Consider the following 23,103-nt stretch of genomic DNA (forward strand, 5'->3'; position numbering starts at 1 on the left):
CGAACTCCGAGTCGGGTCAGGTCAGTTCGGCGGCGGTCAGGCCGTACGGCAGGGTGCACCAGGGGTTCTCCCCGGCGCCGGGTACGGCGCAGCCGACGCCGGCGCGGCGGGCGGCGATCAGTGCGGTGGCATCCTGGGCGTCGTCGGCCGGGACGTCGTAGACCAAGTGGCAGAAGCGGGCGGCGGCGTGACGGCCCGTCCACAGCGGCAGGGTCATCGAGCGGTACGCCGTCCAGTCGCCCTCGAAGGTGACCAGCAGGTCGGCCAGGCCGACGTCGGCGTAGCCCGGATCCGGGTGGTCGCCGTGGCCGAACACCACGGTGTGGCAGCCGGCGGCCCTGGCCGCCGTCGCGAGGCGGCGGTAGTGCGCCAGCGCGCCGGGGTGGGCCGCGACCTGGTCGAGGTAGGCGCCGGAGATGCCATGGCGCTGACGATACGTGAGGATGTCCGCGACCACCGCCGCGTGGGGCCTGCGGCCGTAGTCGGTGTCCGTGTACCCGACCAACGGGAGCCCGGCGGCGCGGAGTTGCTCGACGGCCTCGGAGAAGACGCCGTCCGGGGTCTCGCCGGGGCCGTCCGCGAGGTTGAGCACCACCGCGGCGATCCGGGAGGGGTCGGCGGCGGCGACCGCCTGCCAGGCCGCCGGGTCCACCGCGGGGTGGACGTACAGCGGCACCAGCAGGCGGCCGTCCTGGGAGGCGGCGGGCGTCATGCCACCGCCGGGGTGCCGGCGGGCTCGGCGGTGTCGAGCCACAGGTCCCGCAGGGTGTCCGCGAGTTCCGTGGTCGGGTGCCAGCCGAGGGCCCGGGCGGCGGCCGAGACGTCGGCCTGCTGCCAGGAGACGCCGGCCGAGCGCTCGGAGCCGGCGCCGGTCTCGTCGATCCGGCCGGTGAAGCCGGCGGCGGCGACCAGGCCGTCCGCGATCGCCCGGACCTGCCGCGCCCGCCCGGAGGCGAGGTTGAGCACCCGGGGGAGCGGGCCCTCGGCGGCGACGGCCAGGCCGACCGCTTCGGCGATGTCCCGGGCGTCGACGAAGTCGCGGTAGGCGGAGAGGTCCCCGACCGTCACGACGCCGTCGGCGCCCTCGGGGGCCGCCCGGCGCAGCTCGGCGGCCAGCCGGCCGGGCAGGGAGCCCGCCGGGGCCCCCGGGCCGACCGGGTTGAAGACCCGCAGCACCACGGCGTCCAGGGCGGAGCCGGCCACCGCGAGGGAGCCGGCCAGCTTGGTGGCGCCGTAGACGCCGACCGGACGGGCGTCGGCCTCCTCGGCCAGCGACTCGCCCTCGGCGCAGACGCCGTACTCTCCGGCCGAACCGATGTGCACCAGACGGGACTCGGGAGCGCCCAGGGCGAGCGCCTCGCAGAGCACCGCAGGGCCGCGGGCGTTCACCTCGGCGAGCTTGACCGCGCTGCCGGCCACCGCGCCGGCGAAGTTGACCACGGCGTCGGGGGCCAGCGCGGCGAGTTCCTCGCCGAGCGGGCCCGCCTGGGCGGTGGCCAGGTCCAGCCGGAGGTCGTGGGTGGGCCGCCGGCCCGCGGTCAGCACGGTGGCACCGGGCAGGGACCGCAGGACGGCGGTGGCGTGACGGCCCAGGAAGCCGTCGCCGCCGAGGAGCAGGATCTTCACGCGGCCCGTCCGTCGCTCTCGGAGCCCGAGATGCCCGAGATGCCCGAGGTGCCCGCGGCGGCCGCCTGGGGGGCGTCGTCCGGGGCGGTGCGGGCGGCCGGGATCGGCAGCTCCGCGACGGTCGGGGCGTCGGCCGACTCGAAGGGCATCAGGACCGGGCGGATGGTCGAGAACTCGGCGTTGGCCCGGTCGTAGTCGTCCGGGCGGCCGATGTCGAGCCAGTAGCCGTCGAAGTCGTAGGAGGCCGGCGGGGTGTCGGCGGCCAGCAGGTCGAGCACCAGCTCGTCGAAGCCCAGCGGCAGGCCGGGGGTGTACGTGGCCAGGGCCGCGCGCGAGACGCCGTACACGCCCATCGAGACGCGGTAGTCGATGCTGGGCTTCTCCTGGAACCCGGTGATCGTGCCGGCGTCGGTGGTGAGGACGCCGAAGTCGATCCGGACCTGGCGGGCGTAGGTGGCGATGGTCAGCGGGGCGCCGGACGACTCGTGGTGGCGGAGCACCTCGGCGAAGTCCAGGTCGGTGAGGATGTCGCCGTTCATGACCAGGAAGTGCTCGGGCAGGCGGTCCTGCATGGTGAGCAGCGGGCCCATGGTGCCGAGCGGGCTGTCCTCCACGGCGTAGCCGACCCGCAGGCCCCACTGGGAGCCGTTGCCGACGTACGCGCGGATGATGTGGCCCAGGTGGCCGATGGCCAGGGTCACGGTCTTGAAGCCCGAGGCGGCGAGCTGGCGCATCACGATCTCCAGGATCGCGTGCTGGTCGCCGATCGGGACGAGGGGCTTGGGGAGCGCGGTGGTGTACGGGCGCAGGCGAACGCCCTTGCCACCGGCCAGGATCACTGCGTGCATGGTGTTTCCCCCACGGAAAGGATGTGCTGGACGCGTTCCTCGGATACCAGGACGGGCATGATCGCTACGACGCGTCAGACGTTGTAGATGTCGGTCTTGTAGCGCGCCAGGTTCGCCGGGTCGCGGAAGAACTCGATGGTCTCCTCGAGGCCCTGCTCCAGGCTGAAGTTCGGCGCCCAGCCGGTGGCCTCGCGCAGCCGGGTCGCGTCGGCGACGAGCCGCATGACCTCGGAGTTGGTCGGGCGGATGCGCTGCTCGTCCTCCTTGACGACCAGGTCCACGCCCATGAGCTTGCCGACCAGGGTGACGAGGTCCCCGACGGAGATCTCGCCGCCGGTGCCGGCGTTGAAGGTGCGGCCGACCACCGACTCGGCGGGCGCGGTGCCCACCGTGCGGAAGGCGTTGGCGGTGTCCTTGACGAACGTGAAGTCGCGGGTCGGGCGCAGGTCGCCGAGGGTGATCTCGGTCTGGCCGGCGGCGACCTGGGCGATCACGGTCGGGATGACGGCGCGCATCGACTGGCGCGGGCCGAAGGTGTTGAACGGGCGCAGGGTGACGACCGGGGTCTCGAAGCTGGCGTGGTAGCTGTCGGCCAGCCGGTCCCCGCCGGCCTTGGAGGCGGCGTACGGGGACTGGGTGTTGATCGGGTGGTCCTCGGTGATCGGCACGGTCTGCGCGGTGCCGTAGGTCTCGCTCGTGGAGGTGTGCACCAGACGCGGGATCTCCAGGTGGCGCACGGCCTCCAGCACGTTCAGGGTGCCGGTGACGTTGGTGTCCACGTAGGAGTGCGGGGCGCGGTAGGAGTAGGGGATCGCGATCAGGGCGGCCAGGTGGTAGACGGCCTCGGTGCCCTTGACCAGGCCGTTGACGGAGCCCGGGTCGCGGACGTCGCCGAGGACGATCTCGACGGAGTCCAGGACCTCGGGGGAGAGGGTCTCCAGCCAGCCGAAGGAGGAGAAGGAGTTGTACTGCACCATCGCGCGGACGTGGTGACCGTCGGCGACCAGGGTCTCGACGAGGTGGGAGCCGATGAAGCCCTCGGCTCCGGTGACCGCGACGCTGCTGCTCATGCGGGGTTCGCTTTCTCGATGTGCGGGACGGTCCGCCGCCCTCGGGCGGTCGGCCGCGGTTGTCGATCGGTTGTCGATCAGCGGTGCTGGGTGGTGCGGCCGAGCGCGGGCCCGGCGATGGCGGTGAGGAGGAGTGCGGCCGCTCCGCAGCCCAGGAGCTGCAGGGCGATCGGGTCCGCACCGGCCAGCAGCCCGACGCACTCGGCGACGGCGGCTGCCAGACAGATGAGGGCGGTGCTCCAGCTGAACCCGAAGGCGTTCAGCAGCAGCGCCAGCCAGAGCGAGCCGCCCAGGAGCAGCATCGCGCCGAGCTGCGGGACGCCGAGCGCGGGGGCGCCGGGCCACAGCACGGTCGCGGCGGCGTCCAGCGCGGCCACGGTGGTGAGGTAGATGAACAGGCAGCCGAGCAGGATGCCGCCGGTGCGGCGGCCGAACTGCCCGCTGGTGTGGCTGGTGCGCAGCGCGGCCACGGCCAGGGCCCGGTAGCGGAACAGGAGCCACTCGGCGAGGCCCAGGCTGAGCGTCAGGGCGATCATGGCCGGGCCGGTGAGGGCGGCCTTCGCCTGGTGGGCGACCTGGTGGGCCGCGTCGTGCGCAGCGGGGTGCGCGGCGACGTGGGCGGCGGCGGTGTGGGCCGTGTGCTTGCTCGCCTGAACGGCCTGGTGGATGGTCCCGCCGAGGCCGGCGATCAGCGTCAGCGCGCCGCAGGCCAGGCCGAACAGCAGGTGCGGCAGCTCCTGGTGGAGCGGCAGCCGCAGCGCGGGCGCGTCCTTCTCGCCCTGGCGCCGGCAGCGCAGCAGTTCCCGGGCGGACAGCCCGACCGCCAGCGCCACCGAGGCCAGCAGCACCACCGTCCGTACGGCCTGCGGCACGTCGGCGGCGAGCACCACGCCCGCGCCGACCGAGGCCGGGGCCAGGGCGAGCAGCAGGAACTTCTCCCGGCCCAGCACCAGCAGCACGGTGGCGGCGGCCAGGTACGCGGACTGCCCGGCGGCGAAGCAGAGCGAGCCCAGCGGGCCGCCGACCACGTACGCGGCGGAGGCCGCGAGGGCGGCGCCCAGCGGCGCGCCGACGGCCAGGCAGGCGGCGGCCTCGCGGCGGCGCATCCGGCTCAGCCAGCGGTACGAGCGGTGCGCCAGCGCCTGGTTGAAGGCCCAGCTGACGAGCGTGGCGACGGAGAGCGCGAGCATGCCGGAGGGCAGGCCGAAGCGCATCCGGGTGGTGGCGAACAGGTTGGCGCCGAGCAGGTAGCCGAGCCCGGGCAGGGCGAACACCAGGCCGCGGACGACGCAGCGCCAGGGGTCGGCCCGCCAGGGGTTGGCGAACTCGGAGCTCGGGCCGGGGTAGCGGCGCTGGACCTTCTCGAACAGCTCCTCGGCGACGGTGAAGGCGTCGGGGCGGCCGTAGAGCAGGGCGGCCTGCTCGTCCGAGAGGCCGTCCGACTCCAGGATGGCCGCGATCTCGTACGGGTGGACGGCGTCGGCGCAGATGTCGTTCAGGCGCTCGGCGAGCTCGTCCAACGGGTCGGCGGAGAGGCCGAGTTGCTCCTCCGGAGCGGGCTCGGCGGGGAGGGTCGGGCGGCGGCGCCCCCGCGGCAGGGTGCGCAGCTGCATGGTGCGCTCGGCGCCGCCCTCGTCCTGCACCAACCGGAGCGGGCCGCTCATGCGCCCACCTCGCTGCGCTCGGCGGCCGCTTCGCGGAACACGCACCTCTTGATGATGAGCTCGCTGCGCTCACTCATGCGCCCACCTCGCTGCGCTCGGCGGCCGCTTCGCGGAACACGCACCTCTTGATGATGAGCTCGCTGCGCTCACTCATGCGCCCACCTCGCTGCGCTCGGCGGCCGCTTCGCGGAACACGCACCTCTTGATGATGAGCTCGCTTCGCTCACTCATGCGCCCACCTCGCTGGGAGCGGACTGGACGGCGGCCAGCGGGCGCTCCCAGTCCGGGGCGGGGGCCTGGTCGGTGACGGTGACCATGCCGCCGGGCATCCAGCGGGCGGTGCCCAGGAGTTCGGTGTAGATGCCGCGGAAGCCGTCGATGTTCTGGCGCAGCGTGAACTGCTCGATGACCCGCAGCCGGGCCCCCTCGCCGAGCCGCGCGCGGCGCGCGGGGTCGCGCAGCAGCTCGATCGCGGCGGCGGCCATCGGCTCGGGCTCGCGCGGCGGGACGACCAGGCCGGTGTCCCCGACGGCCTCGCGCACGCCGCCCACGTCGGTGGAGACGGTCGCGCGGCCGCAGGACATCGCCTCGATCAGGGTGAACGGGAAGCCCTCGCTGATGCTGGAGAGCATGACCACGTTCCCGGCCGCGTAGGCGTCGGTGATGTCGGCGACGCGGCCCTCGAAGGCCACCGCCTCGGCCACGCCGAGTTCGGCGGCCAGGGCTATGCAGCCGTCCCGGTACGCCTCGCCGCCCTTGGGCGTGCCCCCGAAGAGCCGCAGCCGCGCCTCGGGGATCTCGCGCCGGACGATGGCGAAGGCCCGGATCAGCGTCTCCAGGTCCTTGATCGGGTCGACCCGCCCGGCCCAGCTGAGGGTCGGCGTCTCGGGCTCGGGCCCGGCCGGCGGGAAGGCCGCCGGATCCACCCCGTTGTAGACGGTGCGGATGTGCGCGGACGGCGTGCCGCCGCGCTCCTCCCAGCGCCGGTTGTACCGGTTGCCGGGGGTGACCAGCGCGGCCTGGCGGTAGCTCTCCTCGGCGAGCATCCGGTAGAAGCCCAGCAGCAGCGCCTTGACGGGCCAGCGGTACGGGCCGGTGCGGTAGCCGAGGTAGCGCTCGCGCAGGTAGATGCCGTGCTCGGTGAGCAGGAACGGGACGCCGTACTGCTGGGCGGCGATCAGCCCGGGCAGGGTGGCGAGGCCGCCGCTGGCCGCGTGGGCGACGCCGCCGGTGGGCGGTTCGACCGAGAGCGGCCGCAGGGCGTGCTCCAGCAGGTCGGTGGCGTTGAGCGCGTCGTGCAGGGTGGGCCGGGAGGCGGCGGTCGGCAGGTAGTCGCGGGTCCAGACCTGCTGCAGGGTGCGCAGGGCGCGCTCGCTGCGCAGCGCCGGGCTGAGCAGCCCGCGGCGGGCGAGGTCGGCGAAGCCGTACAGCTCGGTGCCGAAGTGGGTGGTGTAGACCGGGTCGAGGATGGAGTGCAGGAAGCGCTCGTACGCGTTGAGGAAGAGCCGCATCTCCTTGCCGCGCGGCGCTCTGGCCTCGGAGGCCGGGCCCCACAGCGGGGCGGTGGTGACCGACCGTACGTTGGCGGGCAGTTCCCAGGCCAGGGACTCCTGGCCGGTGCCGGTGACGGCGATGACGTCGAAGTCGACGTCGGGCATGCCCTGGACGAGCTGGTCGCACCAGACGCTCACGCCGCCGTGCTGGTGCGGGTACGTCCCCTCGGTGAGCAGGGTGACGCGCATGTCCTGTCCCCCCTCCTGTTCTTGCGTCGTGTGCCCGGCCTGGATGGCCGGAACGGGAGCCGTGGCGGGGCCGGGCCGGTCGCCCGGTCCGGCCCCGTCATCGGGTGTTTCGGGTTACCGGTTACCGGTTGCCGGAGTGGCCGGTGGTGGTGCCGCGCGGAGCCGTCCCCCCGGAGGCCTTGCCGCGCGCGTCGCGGGCGTCGTCGCCCTTGGCGACGCCCTTGCCGGGCACCGGGGTTCCGCTGCCGGGCACCAGGGACGGGGTGGCACCGCGAGCGGTGTCGCTCGGGCCCACCGGGACGGGAGTGGCGACGCCCTGCGGGACGACCTTCTTGTCCGCCGGGGCCGGAGCCGGGACGGACTTGGCGGCGACGCTCGGGGCGACCTTGGCCGGAGCGGCGGGAGCGGCGGCCGAGGGCAGCTGCAGGGTGACGCTGGTCTGCAGGGGGCCGGGGGCCACCCAGCCAGAGAGCGTACCGGCGTAAGCGGAACCGAAGGCGGCCGTTCCGATGACCAGCTGCTGAGCAGTTCCGGTCGGCATGGTGGCCTGAACCTGAACGCCCGACGGCGCGTTGACCGTGACGGTGTTCCCGATCCGGTAGCCGGTGACCTGGCCGGCCGCGACGGCCGCGTTCCAGGCGCCGCGCTTCTGGAACTCCTGGCCGATCGCCCGCTCGCCGAGGTTCACGATCGGGGTGTTGTCGGCGTAGAGCGAGCGGTAGGTGCCGAGGATCTTCTCCAGCACCGGGTACAGGATGCGGTCCTCGGAGAGGTTCGACTGGTGCACGAAGTGCGGGCGCGGGTCGTTGCTCAGCACGTGGCCGAGGTCGATCCGGGCCTCCAGCGGCACGATGTACGACTGGTAGCCGGTGGTGGTGTTCAGCGGCTGCGGCAGGCAGGTGGAGTTGGGGTTGTTCTCGCAGACCCCGCTGCCGCCGTTGGCCTTGCTGGTGTAGATCCAGTTGTACTCGTCGGCCTCCTCCACCGCCGTGCCGGCGTTGTAGAAGACGTTCATCGGGTACCGCGGCACGGTCAGCGTGGACGAGCCGACGGCCCGCTGGGCGGGCTCGCGGGAGGCGTCGCTGCCGGTGAACTTGATCCCGTTGGCGGCCAGCGCCGGGGCCAGGTTCGGGTTGTCGCTGGTCTCCTGCGGGGCGGTCAGCAGACCGGAGTGCTCACCGGTGACGAGGGCCTGCGGGTCGACGTTGAGGCCGTTGCGGGTGGCCCAGTCGAAGTTGTTCTTGATCTGGGAGTAGATGGTGTTGTAGTCGACCCAGACGGTGTTGCCCGAGGCGTCCTTGGAGCAGCGCCACGGCACCACGGTGACGTCCTGGACGCAGCCCAGGTACGGGTGGGTGTAGGTGTGGTTGACCCACCGGTAGCTGGTCTGGTCGGCGATCATCTGGTTGACGGTCGGGTCCACCGTGACCTGGTGGTCCGTCTTCCAGTCCTCGCTGCCGCCGCCGTTGAAGACCATGTCCAACGTGAAGTTGTTGGTGGTCTGCCACTGCTTGAGGAACTGCGCGTCGGCCTGCGTCATCCGGATCGGGTTGGACGTCCCGGGGGTGCCCGGCGGGCAGGTGACGTCGCCCGGGGTGCACTTGAGCGTGGTGCTCCAGCGGTCGTCGGCCAGGAAGACGTCGTCGACGTGCGTCGCGAAGTAGTTGCGGTCGTAGCCGAGGTGGACGCCCTGGGTGATCCAGTCGACCATGCCGCGCGCCAGCAGCCGGAACTGCTGCTGGTACTGGTTGTAGACGAAGGTGACGACCAGTTCCTTGCGGCCGTCGTGGGTGTACTCGCCGACCAGCGAACCGCGGCTGGTCGAGTTGGGTATCGCCGCGTCGACGAGCGGGGTGAACGAGGCTCCGGCCGGCAGGGAGGCGAGCGGGGTGGCCAGGTAGCCGTAGCTCTCGCTGACGTTCGGGTCGTTGTCCTCGAAGGGCACGCTGCCCTTGAGGTACCCGAACGGGCCGGAGGTGCCGGCGGCCGTGGTGGAGGCCTGGGTGCCGTCGAGGGTGCCGACGTAACCGGGATTCGCCGCGTAGTTCAGACCGACCGCCGGGTTGGCCCACGTGTACGCGTCGATCTGGCGGACATTGAATGCCGCCTCGTACGTCGCGATCGCGGTCATCTCGGCGGAACCGGCCGGGAAGGGGTTCTCATTGGGCATGACAATGCCCTGGAACTTGCCCCGGGGCAGGCCGTTCAGGGTGTCGCTCAGGAAGGCCGCGTTGATCACCGGCCGGCCGGTGTCGCTGAGCTTGACGACCGTGTACGGAGTGCCCTGGCTCTTCAACTCGGCGGCGATGGACGCGACCGCCGGGCCGCCGTCGTCGATCACCAGGACGGCGAGGTCGATCCTCGGCGGTGTGGTGTCCGCGTGGGCCAGGGTGGTCTGGAGCCCACCGGCCAGCAGAACTGCCGCCGCACACGCGGCGACTCTTCGGGTCGCTCGACCCATGTTGTGCCTCCCCTTGGGGTCGGACGCCGGGCTGCTCCGCAGCCGTCCGCCCCCTGTCGCTGTTCGCGGGCAGCAGGCTGCCCGGCGCCCATCCTGGTCGAGGCCCGGGTACAGGAGTGACCAATTGGGCGAGAGTGCAGCGAACCTGTTACCAACGTTCATGGCAAAGCCATGAAGGCGCTGATTGTGACCGGTGGAGGACCGGTGATGCAAATAATGAATTGAAAATGAAAAACCGGAGCCCCCGCCCTCCGGTGCCATGTGACAGCGTGAATTCACAATGCAACGGATCCGGTAACCCCGCGCCCGCCGCCGACGGGATTCAGCCCTCGTTGACGAGGCCCTCGCGGAGCTGGGTCAGCGTGCGGGTGAGCAGCCGCGAGACGTGCATCTGGGAGATCCCGATCTCCTCGCCGATCTGCGACTGGGTGAGGTTGCCGAAGAACCTCAGCATGATGATCCGGCGCTCGCGCGGCGGCAGCTTGGCCAGCAGCGGCTTGAGCGACTCCCGGTACTCGACGCCCTCCAGCGCGAGGTCCTCGTACCCGAGCCGGTCGGCCAGCGGGCCGTCGCCGTCCTCCTCGCCGGGGCTGGAGTCGAGCGAGCTGGCGGTGTACGCGTTGCCCACCGCGAGGCCCTCGACGACGTCCTCCTCGCTGACGCCCAGGCAGACCGCCAACTCGGCGACGGTGGGGGAGCGGTCCAGCCGCTGGGAGAGGTCGTCCCCGGCCTTGGTGAGCGCGAGCCTCAGCTCCTGGAGCCGTCGCGGGACCCGCACCGACCAACTGGTGTCCCGGAAGAAGCGCTTGATCTCGCCGACCACCGTCGGCATCGCGAAGGTGGGGAACTCCACCCCGCGCTCCGGGTCGAACCGGTCGATCGCCTTGATCAGGCCGATGGTGCCGACCTGGACGATGTCCTCCATCGGCTCGTTGCGGCTGCGGAAGCGCGCCGAGGCGTACCGGACCAGCGGCAGGTTGAGCTCGATCAGGGTGTCGCGGACGTACGTGTGCTCGGCGCTGCCGGGCTCCAGCGCGGCCAGGCGCAGGAACAGCGAGCGGGAGAGCGTCCGGGTGTCCAGCGCGGCGCCGGGTGGGGCCTGCGCCTCGGGCGGCTCGTCGGTGCGCACCCGCTGGAGCGGCACGCCGCTCCCGGCGATCGCGGTGCCCTCGGCCTGACCAGCGTGGATCTCCGCAGTGCCCAGCTCTCCGGACATGCGCCCACCCCCTCGTGACTGACGGTTGAACGGGGGCCGACGACCGGAGGTTCCCGGTGCGGGCCCAATCCCCTCCTTACCGGATCACCGCGCACGGCAAACCCGAACGTCGCAAATCGTCACGCCCGGGTAACGCGCAGCAATCTCACTCTTCCCAGGAGTTTCCGGTCCGAAGCCTCGTCAGAATGCGTGACAGGAGCCGGGAGACGTGCATCTGCGACATCCCCAACTCGGTGCTGATCTGCGACTGGGTCAGGTTGGCGAAGAACCGCAGCATCACGATCCGCCGCTCCCGCTCGGGGAGTTGGACCAGCAGGTGGCGGACCATGTCCCGGTGCTCGACCTCGGCCAGCGCGGAGTCCTCGTAGCCGAGGCGGTCGAGCAGGGCGAGCCCGCCCTCGTGCTCCTGGGCCGCCTCCAGGGAGGCCGCGTTGTAGGCGCGCCCGGCGTCCAGGCAGGCCCGGACGTCCTCCTCGGGGATGCGCAGGCTGGCGGCGATCTCGGGCACCTTGGGCGTCCGGCCGTGCAGCACCGTCAACTCCTCCATGGCGCCGCTGACCTGGACCCAGAGCTCCTGGAGGCGGCGCGGGACGTGCATGGTGCGGACGTTGTCGCGGAAGTAGCGCTTGATCTCGCCGAGGATGGTCGGCAGCGCGTAGGTCGGGAACTGGACGCCGCGGGTGGGGTCGAAGCGGTCGATGGCGTTGATCAGGCCGATGGTGCCGACCTGGACGACGTCCTCCATGGGCTCGCTGCGGCTGCGGAAGCGGGTGGCCGCGTAGCGCACCAGCGGGATGTTCACCTCGATCAGGGCCGCCCGGACCCGCTCCCGCTCGGGGGTGCCGGGGGGCAGTTCGGCGAGCCGCTCGAACAGCACCCGGGTCAGCGTCCGGACGTCCACGGTGGGGCGGCCGGGGCCGCGCAGTCCGTCCGGGCGGAGTTCGCCGGCCGGGCTGATGATCGCAGCCAACACTTCGTCCACGGACACGTCACCCCTCCCAAAGTCGTCTACGGCGGGCCCTGCGGATCGGGTGTCGCGGCTGGTTCTCCACCTCGCCATGTCCGGCAAAACCGGTCATAGCATCACAAGGCGGGCGCAGGTCGGGCAAGTACCCGGTGGAGGTGTGTTGATGGGGCGGGCGGCCGTAGCGGGGGGTGGGGGCGGGGCGGGGCAAGGGTCGTTCCCGGACGGAGCAAGGCGCCCCGTCCGGAGGTCGGACGGGGCGCCGGGGTCCGTCCGGGGGACGGAGCGGGAGGTGCGGAGGGGTCAGACCTCGATGTCGGCGATCACCCAGGTGGCGAATTCGCGCCACAGGCCGGCCGCGGCCTGGTGGGCCGGGTGGGTCAGGTACGCCTGGAGGGCGTCGCGGTCCTCGACCAGGCTGTTGATCGCGTAGTCGTACGCGATGTCGCGCTCGGTGGTGTTCCAGCCGCACTCCCACGCGCGCAGCTCGGGGATCAGCGGGCCGAGCCCGGCGAACGCCTCGGCGCCGGCGAGCGCGCGCTCGTCGTCCTTGGCGACGCCTTCGTCGAGCTTGAACAGGACCAGGTGCCGGATCACGACGGGCACTCCTCGCGGACGGGGTTGTAGAGGGTCCCGCCCACCGTAGCCGGTGCGCCGGGGCCGCCCGCGGGCCGTCCCGCTACTTGATCAACCCCGTCATGAAGGTGCCGACCGCCTTGGCCGCGTTCGAGATCCCCTCGAAGCCCAGCTGGACCAGCTCGGCCGACCGCGAGGGCGAGGTGATGATCGAGTAGAGGACGAAGACGAGCAGGAGCACGATGCCGATCTTCTTCGCCTGCGCCATCGAGGTCCCTTCCTTCCGGTGGGCCGCCGTCATCGGCTCCCCGAGCGGCCCTGCACCCCGGCAGCTTATCCACCGGACGGGCTATCAAGTGTGCGACGCGTTCGCCCGACGGGACGAAGGTCCCCGCGAGTGGGGCCTTTCTCCGGATGCCCGGGCCCGCCCGCGGCGGCAGGATGGATGGCGTACCGCGGATCTGGCAGGAATCCCGGTACGTGGACCGGAGATCCCCGCTGTGGGACCGGGCGCCGCGACTTCCCCCCGACGCGGCGCCGGTTGTGGGACCTCCGCCAGGGGGAGCGGTGAGTCCCCCCGAACCGCTCCCCCTCCAGGCTCCGTACGGACCGGGCACCGGTGGTCATCGGCCCGGGGTACGGAGCCTTTCCGCGTTCGGGAGCCAGGAGCCGGGACCGGAACTGAGACCGGGACCGGGACCGCAACGACAAAGGGCCCCGACCGTTCCCGGTCGGGGCCCTTCGTTCTTCCAGCTCAATGGCGGTAGCGGTGGGATTCGAACCCACGGTGGAGTTGCCCCCACACACGCTTTCGAGGCGTGCTCCTTTGGCCGCTCGGACACGCTACCGAGGGGAACTCTACCGGACGGGTGGCACGGTCACGAAATCCGTTGGGAACGGGGTGGCCGGAGGCGGTGTCAGCGGTGGCCGTCGAAGAAGGCGCGCAGCTGGTCGGCGCACTCCTCGGCGAGGACGCCGGGGACGACCTCGGGGCGGTGGTTGAGGCGGCGGTCGCGCATCACGTCGAAGAGGGAGCCGGCCGCGCCGGCCTTCTCGTCGAGGGCGCCGTAGACCACGCGGTCGATCCGGGAGAGGACGATGGCGCCGGCGCACATGGTGCAGGGCTCCAGGGTGACGACCAGGGTGCAGCCGCTGAGCCGCCACTCGCCGGTCTTCTCCGCCGCCCGCCGGATGGCGACCACCTCGGCGTGGGCCGTCGGGTCGCCGATCGCCTCGCGCTCGTTGTGGCCGCGGCCGATCACGTCGCCGTCCGGGCCCAGGACGAGCGCCCCGACCGGGACGTCACCGGTGGCCGGCGCCAGGGCGGCCTCGGCGATGGCGAGGCGCATCGGCGCCGCCCAGCGGTCGCGGACCGGGTCGGGGCGGACGGGGGCGGGCAGAGGGGGGACGAGGGGGGTGGTCGGCGGGGTGGCGGCGGGCTGCATGGCATCCAGTGTCGGCCATCCGGCCCGGGGCCGGGACGGGGCACCGGCCGCTAACGGACCGCCTCCAGGACCTCGCCGCAGCCGAGGGCCTCGGCGATCTCCTCCAGGGCGTCGCCGGGGACCGCGCCCTCGCCGCTGAGGGCGAGCAGCTCCTCGGAGGCCAGGCCGAACTCGGTGAGCAGGTGGGAGTCGCCGAGCGGGCCGACCGGGACGCCGCCGCGGGCGTCCGCGTCCTCGTCGTCCTCCTCCTCGGCCTCCTCGGCCTCGTCCAGCAGGTGGTCCAGGTCGCCGAACTCGCTCTCGCCGGCCTGGTCGACCAGCTCGTCGGTGAGGACGGAGCCGTAGGAGCTGCGGGCGGCGGCGGCGCCGTCCGACACGAAGATCCGGGGGTCCTCCTCGCCGTCCACCCGGACGACGGCGAACCAGGAGTCCTCCTGTTCGATGAAGATCAGGACGCTGTCGTCGTCCTGGGCACTGGCGCGGGCCAGGTCGGCCAGGTCGGCCAGGGTTTCGACGTTGTCCAGTTCGGCCTCGCTCACATCCCACCCGTCCTCGGTGCGAGCAAGCACTGCAGCGAAGTACGCCACCAGGGACACTCCCAAGATCATCGGTCTCGGCTGTCGGCGCGTACGGGCGACGCGTGAATCCTGGCCGCCCCCGCGCCAGAGGCGGTCCGCTTGTTCGGACCGTCCCCTCGGAATCGTGACAGAAAGCCCGCCCTTGCGGGGGGTGTTCGGCAGCGCGTCTTCGCAGGTCGTGTCGGAAGCGGCGCCCGGCGCCGCCGGGGCGCTCCGAAGGCGGTCGAACTTCGCCCGGAGCGTCCGAATTGGCTGCGTCAGATCCGGAACGTCCGCATCCGCATGGCCTCGCGCATCCGCCTCTCCTTGGTCCGCCGGGGCTGGACGCGCTCGCGCAGCTCGCGGGCCTCCGCGAGTTCGCGCAGGAAGAGGGCCCGCCGCCTTCGGCGCTCCGCCTCGGTCTCCGGAGGGTCCTGGGGCGGGCCGAAGCGTTGGCCCGCCCCGACGACGGGCTCGTCCGCCGAGCCGTCCCCGGGGTTCGGGTTGCTCGTCATGGGTCGAGACATTCCCCGTTCCGCCCGGTTGATACCACAGGAGGCCGTTCCGTCCGGACATCCGCGCCGTGTCACGGCGTGTCACGGCGCGGTGACCCGCCCAGGCGACGGCCCTGGCACGGCGTGTCGTACGGGCGTCCGGGAGCGGGCTAACCTCGACACATGCGTCTCCACGTCGTCGACCACCCCCTGGTCGCCCACAAGCTCTCCACCCTGCGCGACGAGCGCACCGACTCGCCGACCTTCCGTCGCCTGACCGACGAGCTGGTGACCCTCCTCGCGTACGAGGCCACCAGGGACGTCCGCACCGACGAGGTGGAGATCACCACCCCGGTGGCGGTCACCCTCGGCACCCGGCTCAGCTACCCGCGCCCGCTGGTGGTGCCGATCCTGCGGGCCGGCCTCGGCATGCTGGACGGCATGACCCGGCTGCTGCCCACCGCCGAGGTCGGCTTCCTCGGCATGGTGCGCAACGAGGAGACCCTGGAGGCCTCCACGTACGCCACCCGGATGCCGGACGACCTCTCCGGCCGCCAGGTCTACGTGCTCGACCCGATGCTGGCCACCGGCGGCACCCTGGTCGCGGCGATCAAGATGCTGATCGAGCGCGGCGCCACCGACGTCACCGCCGTGGTGCTGCTGGCCGCGCCGGAGGGCGTGGCGGTGCTGGAGCGGGACCTCGCCGGCCTGCCCGTCACCGTGGTCACCGCCGCGCTGGACGAGCGGCTCAACGAGAACGGCTACATCGTGCCGGGCCTCGGCGACGCCGGCGACCGGCTGTACGGCACCGCGGGCTGAGCCCCGCCGCCCGAGGACGTGCACGAGCCCCCGACCGCGTGCGGTCGGGGGCTCGGGTGCGTCCGGGGCCGGGCCGGTCAGCAGCTGCCGGCGGCCGTCGGGGTGGGGGAGGGCTTGGTGGCCAGGTTGAGCGCGGCGGCGGCCGCCGTCTCGTCCAGCAGGGCGTTGTAGGAGTCCCCGATGACGAAGTCCACGGTGGCGTCGGTGCGGGCGTCGGCCGTGGTGGCGGCGCCGGCGATCTGCGAGCCGACCAGGGTGGCCGCGCCGGCGCCGGTCGGGCCGGCGATCAGCTGGGCGGTGCCGGGCACCTTCTTGTCCAGCTCGGCCGGGGCGTTGCCGACCTTGCCGATGAGGAACCCGCGCTTCTTGAGCTCCTCGGCGGTGCGCCCCGCGAGGCCGCCCTTGGCGGTGGCGTTGTAGACGTTCACCGTCACGGCCGAGGGCTGCGGGACGGCGTGCGGGTCGACCGGGGCAGGGGCGCCGGGCGTCGCGGAGGGCGCCGGGGCGGCCAGCGCCTTGCCCGACGGGGTCGCGCAGGCCTGGGCGGAGGAGTTCTTGTCCTTGCCGGTGAAGATGTCGTACAGCTGGACGCCGCCGAGCCCGATCAGGGCCAGGGCCAGGAGGCCGGCCAGCGCCGCGATCACCTTGCGGCTCCTCTTCGGGGGCCGGCCCAGGCGCGGGTAGGAGTTGCCGGTGACGCGGTACTGCTTCCCCTTGAGGCCTTGAGGGGTCAACATGCTCACGGGATGTCTCCCCCTCGTGCCGGGGCGGGGTTCGGGATGACGGGACGGCCGGTGCGGGCGTCCGCCGGTGCGGGCGGACTCCCTGGTCGCGGCCGTAGTCAGCAGCGTAGTGCCGACCGGCAGCGAAGGTACTAAACGATCATCATCTGGAGTACCCCGGCACCCGAAAGGGGGTACCGGGGTACGGGCGGACCGCCCCGCGCCAGGAGGCGTGCGGGCGGTCCGGAAGTCGGGACGGGGCCTGGCGGGCGGCCGTCACTCCATTTCGAGGACACGGGCGTGCAGCACCTGGCGCTGCTGCAGCGCGGCCCGAACGGCCCGGTGCAGCCCGTCCTCCAGGTAGAGGTCGCCGTGCCACTTCACCACGTGGGCGAAGAGGTCCCCGTAGAAGGTCGAGTCCTCGGCCAGCAGGGTTTCCAGGTCGAGCTGGCCCTTGGTGGTCACCAGCTGGTCGAGCCGCACCGGACGCGGGGCGACGTCAGCCCACTGGCGCGTACTCGTCCGGCCGTGATCCGGGTACGGCCGCCCATTGCCGATGCGCTTGAAGATCACACGGAAAGCCTACCGTTCGGACGGCGGATGGCCCAGCAGCGGCGGCGGCGCCACGCGCGCGGGTGCGAGCTGCGGGCGGGCGAATGCGGTTGTTTGATGGGAAATGTCGCGAACATCGCCCGGCCGTCTCGGTGTTCGGGCGCCCGCCAGGACCGTCCGCCCGCCCAGGAGAGTGCACCGATGTCCTCCGCCCCCACCCCGCAGACCGTCCGGGAGATCGCCGACGGGTACGCGTTCACCGGGCCCGCGCTCGACCTCGGCGCGGTGCTGCTGGACGGCACCGCGTACGCCGACGCGCAGGTGCGCATCCCGCTGGCCGTGCTCAACCGGCACGGGCTGGTCGCCGGGGCCACCGGCACCGGCAAGACCAAGACGCTCCAGCTGATCGCCGAGCAGCTCTCCGCACAGGGCGTCCCGGTGTTCCTGGCCGACGTCAAGGGCGACGTCTCCGGCATCTCCGCGCCCGGCGCGCCGAGCGACCGCACGGCCTCCCGGGCCGCCGAGGTCGGGCAGAGCTGGGCGCCGCAGGGCTGCCCGGCGGAGTTCTACGCGCTCGGCGGCATGGGCGCGGGCATCCCCGTCCGGGCCACCGTCACCGGGTTCGGGCCGCTGCTGCTCGCCAAGGTGCTCGACCTGAACGAGACCCAGGAGTCCTCGCTCAGCCTGGTGTTCCACTACGCCGACCGACGCGGGCTGGAGCTGTACGACCTCAAGGACCTCACCGCCGTCATCGCCCACCTCACCTCGCCCGAGGGCAAGGAGGAGCTGAAGACCATCGGCGGCCTCTCCACGGCCACCGCCGGGGTCATCCTGCGGGCGCTCACCGTGCTGGAGAACGAGGGCGCCGGGGCGTTCTTCGGCGAGCCCGCCTTCGACACCGCCGACCTGCTGCGCACGGCGGCCGACGGGCGCGGGGTGGTCTCGGTGCTGGAACTGCCCGCCGTGCAGGACCGGCCGAGGCTGTTCTCCACCTTCCTGATGTGGCTGCTCGCCGACCTCTACCAGGAGCTTCCCGAGGTGGGGGACCTCGACAAGCCCAAGCTGGTGTTCTTCTTCGACGAGGCCCACCTGCTGTTCAAGGGCGCCTCCAAGGCCTTCCTGGAGGCGATCACCCAGACCGTGCGGCTGATCCGCTCCAAGGGCGTCGGCATCTTCCTCGTCACCCAGACCCCGAAGGACGTGCCGGCCGACGTGCTGGCCCAGCTGGGCAACCGGGTGCAGCACGCGCTGCGGGCCTTCACCCCCGACGACGCCAAGGCGCTCAAGGCCACCGTCTCGACCTTCCCGCGCTCCTCGTACGACCTCGGCGCGGTGCTCACCTCGCTGGGCACCGGGGAGGCGGTGGTGACGGTGCTCTCCGAGAAGGGGGCACCGACGCCGGTGGCGGCGACGAGGCTGCGGGCGCCGCAGTCGCTGATGGGGCCGATCGAGCCGGGCGCGCTGCAGGCGGCGGTGGACGCCTCGCCGCTGACGGTGCGTTACCGGGACGCGATCGACCGGGAGTCGGCGTACGAGAAGCTGGCGGCGCGGGCGGCTGTGCCGGAGTCGGAGCCTTCGCCCGGGCCTTCGCCCGCGTCTTCGCCCGAGCCGAGGCAGGAGAAGCAGGAGAAGCAGGCGGCGGCGGGCGGGCTGTTCGGGTCGCTGCTGAACAACCCGACGGTGAAGTCCTTCGCGCGCTCGGCGGGCAAGCAGCTCGGGCAGGAGATCTCGCGGAGCCTGTTCGGGACCTCGAAGAAGCGGCGGTGACTGCTCAGGCGGTGACTGCTCAGCCGGAGAGTGCTCAGCCGGAGAGTGCTGACCGGGAGAGCGCGGCGCCGATCCGGTCGAGGGAGGAGAGCCGCATCAGGCCGTAGTGGTAGAACTCGACCTCGGGGACGCCCAGTTCGCGCAGGGTGGCGATCTTGGCGGCGAGGTTCTCCGGGCCGTCGCAGTCGGAGGCCGTCGGGCGCAGGATGACGGCCATGTCCTGGGGGCGGACGCCGTGCAGGGCGAAGGCGGCGACCTTCTCGCGGACGGCCTCCGGGGTCTTCGCGTAGCCGAGGGTCTCGATCCGGTCGGCGGCCTCGGCCAGGGCGGGCAGGTCGATGCCGGAGAGCCAGCCCTTGCCGGGGCCGCCGCCGTCCATGAAGCTCAGCCGCATGCCGTGGCGGCGGGCCTGCTCGGAGAGGTCGGCGGCGAGCGAGGTGACGGTGGCGGCGGAGGCGTCCACGTACGCGGCGAAGGCGCCGTCGGCGAGGGTGCTCAGGTCGGCCGGTCGGGCGGCGGCGTGCTCGTCGGCGAGGCGGTGGCGCAGTTCCGTCCGTACGGCCTCGGCGACCTCGGCGGCCGGGACGCCGGCGCGGGTGGCGGCGATGCGGCAGTGGGGGCAGAAGCAGACGCCGAGGAGGGCCTCGGCGGTGGGGCCGAGCTCCTCGAAGTAGCGCTCGTGGTGGTAGCCGTGGCGCAGGCCGTGGAAGTGCAGGGACTCGGCGCGTATCGCGTCCACGCCGTAGCGGGCGAGTTCGGTGACCAGGGTCAGCGCGTACTCGCGGACCTCCGGGTTCGCCGGGCAGAGGTCGGTGAGGTGGCGGTCGCCGAAGGCGTTGGCCGGGGCGCAGTCGGGGTGGGCGAAGCCGAGGCGGTCGTTGTGGCAGAAGACCGTCCAGGCGTGCAGCCTCATGCCCCGGCGGCGGGCCTGTTCGGCGGCCTCGGCGAAGGGGTCGCGCTCGCCGATGGCGGTGGAGGGCGCCGGGGACAGCCGGCGGCCCCGCCAGGCGGCCGGGTCGGGGCGGAAGTAGGCGGCGCCCGGCTCCAGGTAGCGGATCACCCGGGAGGGGTTGTGCGGGAAGACGTCGCGGGCCTCGTGGTAGACGGAGGCGAGGGTGACGCCGCCGACCCCGGCGCGGTCGGTGAGGTTGCCGAAGAAGGTGTCGGCTCCCTCGTCGATCAGGTCGGTGGCGAAGGCGAGGACGGACGACTCCACGGCGCGGCTCCGGAGCTGGGGGCTGGTGCGCCGACCACGCTAGCCGCCGGGGTGGGGTGGTCCGTACCGGCTGTTGTCTAGAGACCGAGGTCGTCGAGCTGCTTGAGCAGGTCGGCGTTGGGGCTGTTGGGGTTGGTGGCGGGCTGCGGGGCCTTGGTGGAGGTGGACCCGGGGGAGGGCTTGGCGGCCGTTCGGGTCTTGGGGGCCTTGGTGGCCTTGGGTGCGGCGGCGGCCCTGGCGGGGCGCGGGGCGCGGTTGCGGAAGACCCAGGCGCCGGCCAGGCCGCCGAGGAGCCCGCCGAGGTGGGCGGCCCAGCTGATGCCGTGCGGGGCGACGCCGGGGACGGCACCGGTGACCATGTAGGCGAAGGAGGCGCCGAGGACGACGCCGATCAGGGTGTCGACCAGGTTGCGGTCGATGATCCCGCGCAGCACCACGTAGCCGAAGTAGCCGAAGACCACGCCGCTGGCGCCCGCGCCGACGGTGTTCGGCGGGTCGAAGACCCAGGCCGTCAGCTCGCTGGTCAGGACGACCAGCAGGGTGAGGCCGAGGAACTTCTTCACCCCGCGGTAGGCGGCGAGGAAGCCGAAGACGAACAGCGGGCCGGAGTTGGCCTCCAGGTGCGCCCAGTTCCAGTGCAGGAAGGGCGCGGTGACGATGTTCGGCAGCTTGCCCAGCTCCTGCGGCCGGACGCCGAACTGCCGGCCGAGGTCGTAGTCGTCCATCCAGTTCACCAGCTGGATCAGCCAGATCGCGGCGAGGACGCCGACCATGGTGAACAGCGCCCGGCGGGCGTCGGCGATCATCTGGGCGGGGTCGAGCGTGCTCGCGGCGGTGCTGCGGTCTTCCGAGGCCATGCCTTCGACTCTAGGGGCGTCGGGATCGGGCGTGCACCCCATTACAGTGACAGGTGCCGAAACGTTGAGAGCGATGAGAGGTGGCCCCCGATGAGTGTCCGTCCGCCGCTGCCGTACGAGTTCCTCCCGAAGGTGCCGTCCTTCGAGCTGACCAGCTCGGACATCACCGAAGGCGGCACGCTGGCCCGGGAGTTCATCCACGGGGGCGGCAACCTCTCGCCGCAGCTGGCCTGGTCGGGCCTGCCGGAGGGCACCCGGAGCGTCGCCGTCACCTGCTACGACCCGGACGCGCCGACCGGCTCCGGCTGGTGGCACTGGCTGGCGCTGAACCTGCCCGCCGACACCGTCGAACTGCCGCGCGGCGCGGGCTCCTCGGACGAGGCGCTGCCCGGTGCGGCCTCCTTCCACGGGCGCAACGACTTCCCGGGGAACAGGTACGACGGCGCGGCCCCGCCGCCCGGCGCCCCGCACCGGTACGTGTTCGCGGTGCACGCGCTGGACGTGGAGAAGCTGGACGTCCCCGCCGACGCCCCGCCGGCGCAGGTCGGGTTCAACCTGACCTTCCACACACTGGGGCGGGCGCTGCTGACGGCGGAGTACGGGGTCTGACGGTGATCCCCGGGAAGGACCTGGCCGAGGTCTGGCGGCTGCCCGAGGAGGACCGCCGGGCCGGCCGCAGGGCCGTGGTCTGGACGGTGGGCCCCGAGGGGGAGTTGGCCGTCCTGCTGGTGCCGCGGGAGTGCGCGGCGCCGGCCGGGTCCTGGCCCGCGGTGCGGTTCCCGTACGGGGCCGAGGTGCTGGTGCGCGGCGCCCGGGGCGAGTGGCGCGTGCCGCTCGCCGGGGTCGGGGTGTCGCCGGACCACCTGGCGCTGCTGCCCGGCGGGCGGGTGCTGCTGGCCGGGTTCCGGGCCGGGGAGAAGCGCGGCGGCTGGCTGCCCAACGGCGTCGTGTACGGCCAGGACGGCGCTCCCGTACGGGAGTTGATGCTCGGCGACGACACGCGGGCGTTGGTGACCGACCGCGGCGGCCGGATCTGGATGGCCTACGGGGACGAGGGCGTCTACGGCGACCACCCGATGTCCGTCGCCGGGCTCCGGGGTGTGAGTGCGAAGGGCGACGTGGTGTGGAGCCCGGCGGACCTGCCGGGCCATCCGCTGGAGGGCCTGGCCGGGGCGACCGAGGGCCGGTGCGCCTGGCTCGCCTGGTACCCGAGCTCCGCGGGCAGCCACCTCACGCGGATCGACCCCGAGGACGGGTCCTCCTCCACGATCCCCTGCCCGGTCCGGCAGCCGGCCGGTTTCGCGGTGCGCGGCCGTGAGGGCGTCTTCCTGTCCGGTGGTGGGGAGTTGACCCGGCAGCTGCTGGTCGGCAAGAAGTGGAAGGAGACCGGGAGGCGGAAGGTCGCCGGCCGGGTCGACGGGCGCGCCCACGGGCGGGACGGCGTGCTGTGGTTCCGCGCCGACGACGCGTGGTACCGGGTGTCCGCCTAACCCGCGGCGTTGCGGGCCCGGTCGGCGAGGGCGCGCAGGTGCTCGCGCAGCTGCTCGGGCTCGTGCACCTCGAAGGGGCGGTCCAGGGTGAGCAGCCGGATCGCCGTCCACTCGACCGAGTCGGTGGTGCGCAGCAGGCTGCGGTGTTCGTCGATCGGCTCGACGGTTCCGTCGAACCGGCCGAGGCGGCGCTCCAGTTCCTCGGCCGGGGCGTGCACGGTGGCGACGATCGTGGTCAGGACCGTGCGGCGCAGCTTGCCGGCCACGTACGTGGCGACGTCCTCGGCGGGGAGCGGGCGCGGGGTGAAGCGGGCGCCGGTGGGGAAGGGCTCGTCGAGGCGGTCGACGCGGAAGAGCCGCCAGTCCTCGCGGTCGAGGTCGTAGCCGACCAGGTACCAGCGCTGGCGGGTGGAGACGAGGCGCTCGGGCTCGACGTTGCGCCTGGTGGCGGTGCCGTCGTACGAGCGGTAGGCGAAGCGCAGCCGCTCCCGGTTGGTGACGGCGCCGGCGATCACCGTCAGGTCGTCCGGGTCGACGGTCGGGCCGTCGCCGGGCAGCGGCACGGTGGCGGCGTTGAGGGTGCCGACGCGGTGGCGCAGCCGTGAGGGCAGGACCTGGAGCAGCTTGCCGAGGGCCCGTACGGAGGCCTCCTCCAGGCCGGCGACGGCGTGGCCGGCGGCGGCGCGCAGGCCGACGGCGATGGCCACCGCCTCCTCGTCGTCCAGCAGCAGCGGGGGCATCGCGGTGCCGGCGACCAGGCGGTAGCCGCCGATGGCGCCCACCGTGGCCTGCACGGGGTAGCCGAGGTCGCGCAGCCGGTCGATGTCGCGGCGGATGGTGCGGGGGCTGACGCCGAGGCGCTCGGCGAGTTCGGTGCCGGGCCACTCGCGCGGGGTCTGGAGGAGGGAGAGCAGGCTCAGCAGCCGGGCGGGCGTGTCGGTCATGCCGTCCATGATGCCGGGTGAACTAGGACAGGACCTGTCCTAGTTCCGGCATATCGTCGGGGACGTGCCGACG

22 protein-coding genes, 1 tRNA gene and 1 pseudogene are annotated in these 23,103 nt (G+C 72.9%); 4 read left to right on the plus strand and 20 right to left on the minus strand.

The genetic code is table 11. The features are described from left to right. Positions 1-16 precede the first annotated feature (16 nt). From ACIRRS_RS13670 to ACIRRS_RS13740, 15 genes and pseudogenes are all read right to left on the minus strand, one after another. Positions 17-712 (minus strand): spherulation-specific family 4 protein, encoded by a 696-nt coding sequence (locus ACIRRS_RS13670; protein ID WP_402969398.1) that lies wholly within the window; start codon positions 710-712, stop codon positions 17-19. Continuing rightward, complete coding sequence (locus ACIRRS_RS13675) at positions 709-1,626, minus strand: NAD-dependent epimerase/dehydratase family protein (RefSeq protein WP_402969401.1); 918 nt, start codon at positions 1,624-1,626, stop codon at positions 709-711. Before ACIRRS_RS13675 ends, ACIRRS_RS13670 begins: the two co-directional genes overlap by 4 nt. A gap of 146 nt (positions 1,627-1,772) precedes the next feature. Beyond that, positions 1,773-2,474 (minus strand): annotated as a pseudogene (locus ACIRRS_RS13680) (NDP-sugar synthase); the annotation flags it as partial. A 74-nt stretch (positions 2,475-2,548) separates the two neighbouring features. After that, entirely contained in the window at positions 2,549-3,544 is a 996-nt protein-coding gene (locus tag ACIRRS_RS13685) for an SDR family NAD(P)-dependent oxidoreductase (RefSeq protein ID WP_402969403.1), read from the minus strand. Between the two features lie 77 nt (positions 3,545-3,621). Continuing rightward, on the minus strand, positions 3,622-5,208 hold the full coding sequence (locus ACIRRS_RS13690) for a hypothetical protein (RefSeq protein WP_402969406.1): 1,587 nt from the start codon (positions 5,206-5,208) through the stop codon (positions 3,622-3,624). Positions 5,209-5,435: 227 nt separating this feature from the next. Beyond that, complete coding sequence (pelF, locus tag ACIRRS_RS13695; RefSeq protein WP_402969409.1) at positions 5,436-6,950, minus strand: GT4 family glycosyltransferase PelF; 1,515 nt, start codon at positions 6,948-6,950, stop codon at positions 5,436-5,438. A gap of 121 nt (positions 6,951-7,071) precedes the next feature. After that, positions 7,072-9,411 (minus strand): hypothetical protein, encoded by a 2,340-nt coding sequence (locus tag ACIRRS_RS13700; RefSeq protein ID WP_402969412.1) that lies wholly within the window; start codon positions 9,409-9,411, stop codon positions 7,072-7,074. Positions 9,412-9,733: 322 nt separating this feature from the next. Then, entirely contained in the window at positions 9,734-10,627 is an 894-nt protein-coding gene (locus tag ACIRRS_RS13705; RefSeq protein ID WP_402969415.1) for an RNA polymerase sigma factor SigF, read from the minus strand. A 145-nt stretch (positions 10,628-10,772) separates the two neighbouring features. Beyond that, positions 10,773-11,687, minus strand: coding sequence for an RNA polymerase sigma factor SigF (locus ACIRRS_RS13710; RefSeq protein ID WP_402969418.1), 915 nt, complete (start codon positions 11,685-11,687; stop codon positions 10,773-10,775). A 207-nt stretch (positions 11,688-11,894) separates the two neighbouring features. Next, positions 11,895-12,188, minus strand: coding sequence for a Dabb family protein (locus ACIRRS_RS13715; protein ID WP_402969420.1), 294 nt, complete (start codon positions 12,186-12,188; stop codon positions 11,895-11,897). An 82-nt stretch (positions 12,189-12,270) separates the two neighbouring features. Continuing rightward, complete coding sequence (locus ACIRRS_RS13720) at positions 12,271-12,435, minus strand: hypothetical protein (protein ID WP_316522556.1); 165 nt, start codon at positions 12,433-12,435, stop codon at positions 12,271-12,273. Positions 12,436-12,925: 490 nt separating this feature from the next. Further along, positions 12,926-13,015: transfer RNA gene (locus ACIRRS_RS13725), tRNA-Ser, on the minus strand. Positions 13,016-13,084: 69 nt separating this feature from the next. Continuing rightward, positions 13,085-13,612, minus strand: a complete 528-nt coding sequence (tadA, locus tag ACIRRS_RS13730) for a tRNA adenosine(34) deaminase TadA (RefSeq protein WP_402969423.1) — start codon at positions 13,610-13,612, stop codon at positions 13,085-13,087. 50 nt (positions 13,613-13,662) lie between these two features. Then, complete coding sequence (locus tag ACIRRS_RS13735) at positions 13,663-14,220, minus strand: tRNA adenosine deaminase-associated protein (protein WP_402969426.1); 558 nt, start codon at positions 14,218-14,220, stop codon at positions 13,663-13,665. A gap of 227 nt (positions 14,221-14,447) precedes the next feature. Continuing rightward, entirely contained in the window at positions 14,448-14,684 is a 237-nt protein-coding gene (locus ACIRRS_RS13740; protein ID WP_402969429.1) for a hypothetical protein, read from the minus strand. Between the two features lie 162 nt (positions 14,685-14,846). On the opposite strand from ACIRRS_RS13740, the gene upp reads away from it, so the two are divergent. After that, positions 14,847-15,482, plus strand: a complete 636-nt coding sequence (upp, locus tag ACIRRS_RS13745) for a uracil phosphoribosyltransferase (protein ID WP_402969432.1) — start codon at positions 14,847-14,849, stop codon at positions 15,480-15,482. Between the two features lie 77 nt (positions 15,483-15,559). Here the strand turns inward: upp and ACIRRS_RS13750 are convergent, their stop codons facing one another. Continuing rightward, positions 15,560-16,219, minus strand: coding sequence for a LytR C-terminal domain-containing protein (locus ACIRRS_RS13750; protein WP_402969691.1), 660 nt, complete (start codon positions 16,217-16,219; stop codon positions 15,560-15,562). A 261-nt stretch (positions 16,220-16,480) separates the two neighbouring features. Further along, positions 16,481-16,777 (minus strand): type II toxin-antitoxin system VapB family antitoxin, encoded by a 297-nt coding sequence (locus ACIRRS_RS13755; protein WP_030061387.1) that lies wholly within the window; start codon positions 16,775-16,777, stop codon positions 16,481-16,483. Between the two features lie 180 nt (positions 16,778-16,957). On the opposite strand from ACIRRS_RS13755, the gene ACIRRS_RS13760 reads away from it, so the two are divergent. Further along, positions 16,958-18,523 carry a helicase HerA-like domain-containing protein gene (locus ACIRRS_RS13760; protein WP_402969435.1) on the plus strand — a complete coding sequence of 522 codons (1,566 nt, stop codon included), beginning with the start codon at positions 16,958-16,960 and terminating at the stop codon, positions 18,521-18,523. A 34-nt stretch (positions 18,524-18,557) separates the two neighbouring features. Here the strand turns inward: ACIRRS_RS13760 and ACIRRS_RS13765 are convergent, their stop codons facing one another. Next, complete coding sequence (locus ACIRRS_RS13765; protein ID WP_402969438.1) at positions 18,558-19,739, minus strand: hypothetical protein; 1,182 nt, start codon at positions 19,737-19,739, stop codon at positions 18,558-18,560. 77 nt (positions 19,740-19,816) lie between these two features. Beyond that, positions 19,817-20,596 carry a rhomboid family intramembrane serine protease gene (locus ACIRRS_RS13770; protein WP_402969441.1) on the minus strand — a complete coding sequence of 260 codons (780 nt, stop codon included), beginning with the start codon at positions 20,594-20,596 and terminating at the stop codon, positions 19,817-19,819. A gap of 90 nt (positions 20,597-20,686) precedes the next feature. Here ACIRRS_RS13770 and ACIRRS_RS13775 point away from each other — a divergent pair, with 90 nt between their 5' ends. Both ACIRRS_RS13775 and ACIRRS_RS13780 read left to right on the plus strand, forming a co-directional pair. Further along, positions 20,687-21,205, plus strand: a complete 519-nt coding sequence (locus ACIRRS_RS13775) for a YbhB/YbcL family Raf kinase inhibitor-like protein (RefSeq protein ID WP_402969444.1) — start codon at positions 20,687-20,689, stop codon at positions 21,203-21,205. A gap of 2 nt (positions 21,206-21,207) precedes the next feature. Beyond that, positions 21,208-22,086 carry a hypothetical protein gene (locus tag ACIRRS_RS13780; protein ID WP_402969447.1) on the plus strand — a complete coding sequence of 293 codons (879 nt, stop codon included), beginning with the start codon at positions 21,208-21,210 and terminating at the stop codon, positions 22,084-22,086. On the opposite strand, the gene ACIRRS_RS13785 is transcribed toward ACIRRS_RS13780, so the two are convergent. Continuing rightward, the gene (locus ACIRRS_RS13785) at positions 22,083-23,030 is read right to left on the minus strand and encodes a helix-turn-helix transcriptional regulator (protein WP_402969450.1); all 948 of its coding nucleotides are present in this window, start codon (positions 23,028-23,030) and stop codon (positions 22,083-22,085) included. The genes ACIRRS_RS13780 and ACIRRS_RS13785 overlap by 4 nt on opposite strands. Between the last annotated feature and the right edge of the window lie 73 nt (positions 23,031-23,103).

The sequence above is a fragment of the Kitasatospora sp. NPDC101183 genome (genome assembly GCF_044767945.1).
In the GTDB taxonomy this organism is placed as follows: Bacteria; Actinomycetota; Actinomycetes; order Streptomycetales; family Streptomycetaceae; genus Kitasatospora.

Excerpts from the sequence above, each read along its gene's own strand:
- ACIRRS_RS13670 (WP_402969398.1), bottom strand. The coding sequence starts at position 712 with ATGACGCCCGCCGCCTCCCAGGACGGCCGCCTGCTGGTGCCGCTGTAC.
- ACIRRS_RS13685 (WP_402969403.1), bottom strand. The coding sequence starts at position 3,544 with ATGAGCAGCAGCGTCGCGGTCACCGGAGCCGAGGGCTTCATCGGCTCC.
- ACIRRS_RS13690 (WP_402969406.1), bottom strand. The coding sequence starts at position 5,208 with ATGAGCGGCCCGCTCCGGTTGGTGCAGGACGAGGGCGGCGCCGAGCGC.
- pelF (WP_402969409.1), bottom strand. The coding sequence starts at position 6,950 with ATGCGCGTCACCCTGCTCACCGAGGGGACGTACCCGCACCAGCACGGC.
- ACIRRS_RS13700 (WP_402969412.1), bottom strand. The coding sequence starts at position 9,411 with ATGGGTCGAGCGACCCGAAGAGTCGCCGCGTGTGCGGCGGCAGTTCTG.
- ACIRRS_RS13705 (WP_402969415.1), bottom strand. The coding sequence starts at position 10,627 with ATGTCCGGAGAGCTGGGCACTGCGGAGATCCACGCTGGTCAGGCCGAG.
- ACIRRS_RS13710 (WP_402969418.1), bottom strand. The coding sequence starts at position 11,687 with ATGGCGAGGTGGAGAACCAGCCGCGACACCCGATCCGCAGGGCCCGCC.
- ACIRRS_RS13720 (WP_316522556.1), bottom strand. The coding sequence starts at position 12,435 with ATGGCGCAGGCGAAGAAGATCGGCATCGTGCTCCTGCTCGTCTTCGTC.
- tadA (WP_402969423.1), bottom strand. The coding sequence starts at position 13,612 with ATGCAGCCCGCCGCCACCCCGCCGACCACCCCCCTCGTCCCCCCTCTG.
- ACIRRS_RS13735 (WP_402969426.1), bottom strand. The coding sequence starts at position 14,220 with ATGATCTTGGGAGTGTCCCTGGTGGCGTACTTCGCTGCAGTGCTTGCT.
- ACIRRS_RS13740 (WP_402969429.1), bottom strand. The coding sequence starts at position 14,684 with ATGACGAGCAACCCGAACCCCGGGGACGGCTCGGCGGACGAGCCCGTC.
- upp (WP_402969432.1), top strand. The coding sequence starts at position 14,847 with ATGCGTCTCCACGTCGTCGACCACCCCCTGGTCGCCCACAAGCTCTCC.
- ACIRRS_RS13750 (WP_402969691.1), bottom strand. The coding sequence starts at position 16,219 with ATGTTGACCCCTCAAGGCCTCAAGGGGAAGCAGTACCGCGTCACCGGC.
- ACIRRS_RS13760 (WP_402969435.1), top strand. The coding sequence starts at position 16,958 with ATGTCCTCCGCCCCCACCCCGCAGACCGTCCGGGAGATCGCCGACGGG.
- ACIRRS_RS13770 (WP_402969441.1), bottom strand. The coding sequence starts at position 20,596 with ATGGCCTCGGAAGACCGCAGCACCGCCGCGAGCACGCTCGACCCCGCC.
- ACIRRS_RS13775 (WP_402969444.1), top strand. The coding sequence starts at position 20,687 with ATGAGTGTCCGTCCGCCGCTGCCGTACGAGTTCCTCCCGAAGGTGCCG.
- ACIRRS_RS13785 (WP_402969450.1), bottom strand. The coding sequence starts at position 23,030 with ATGACCGACACGCCCGCCCGGCTGCTGAGCCTGCTCTCCCTCCTCCAG.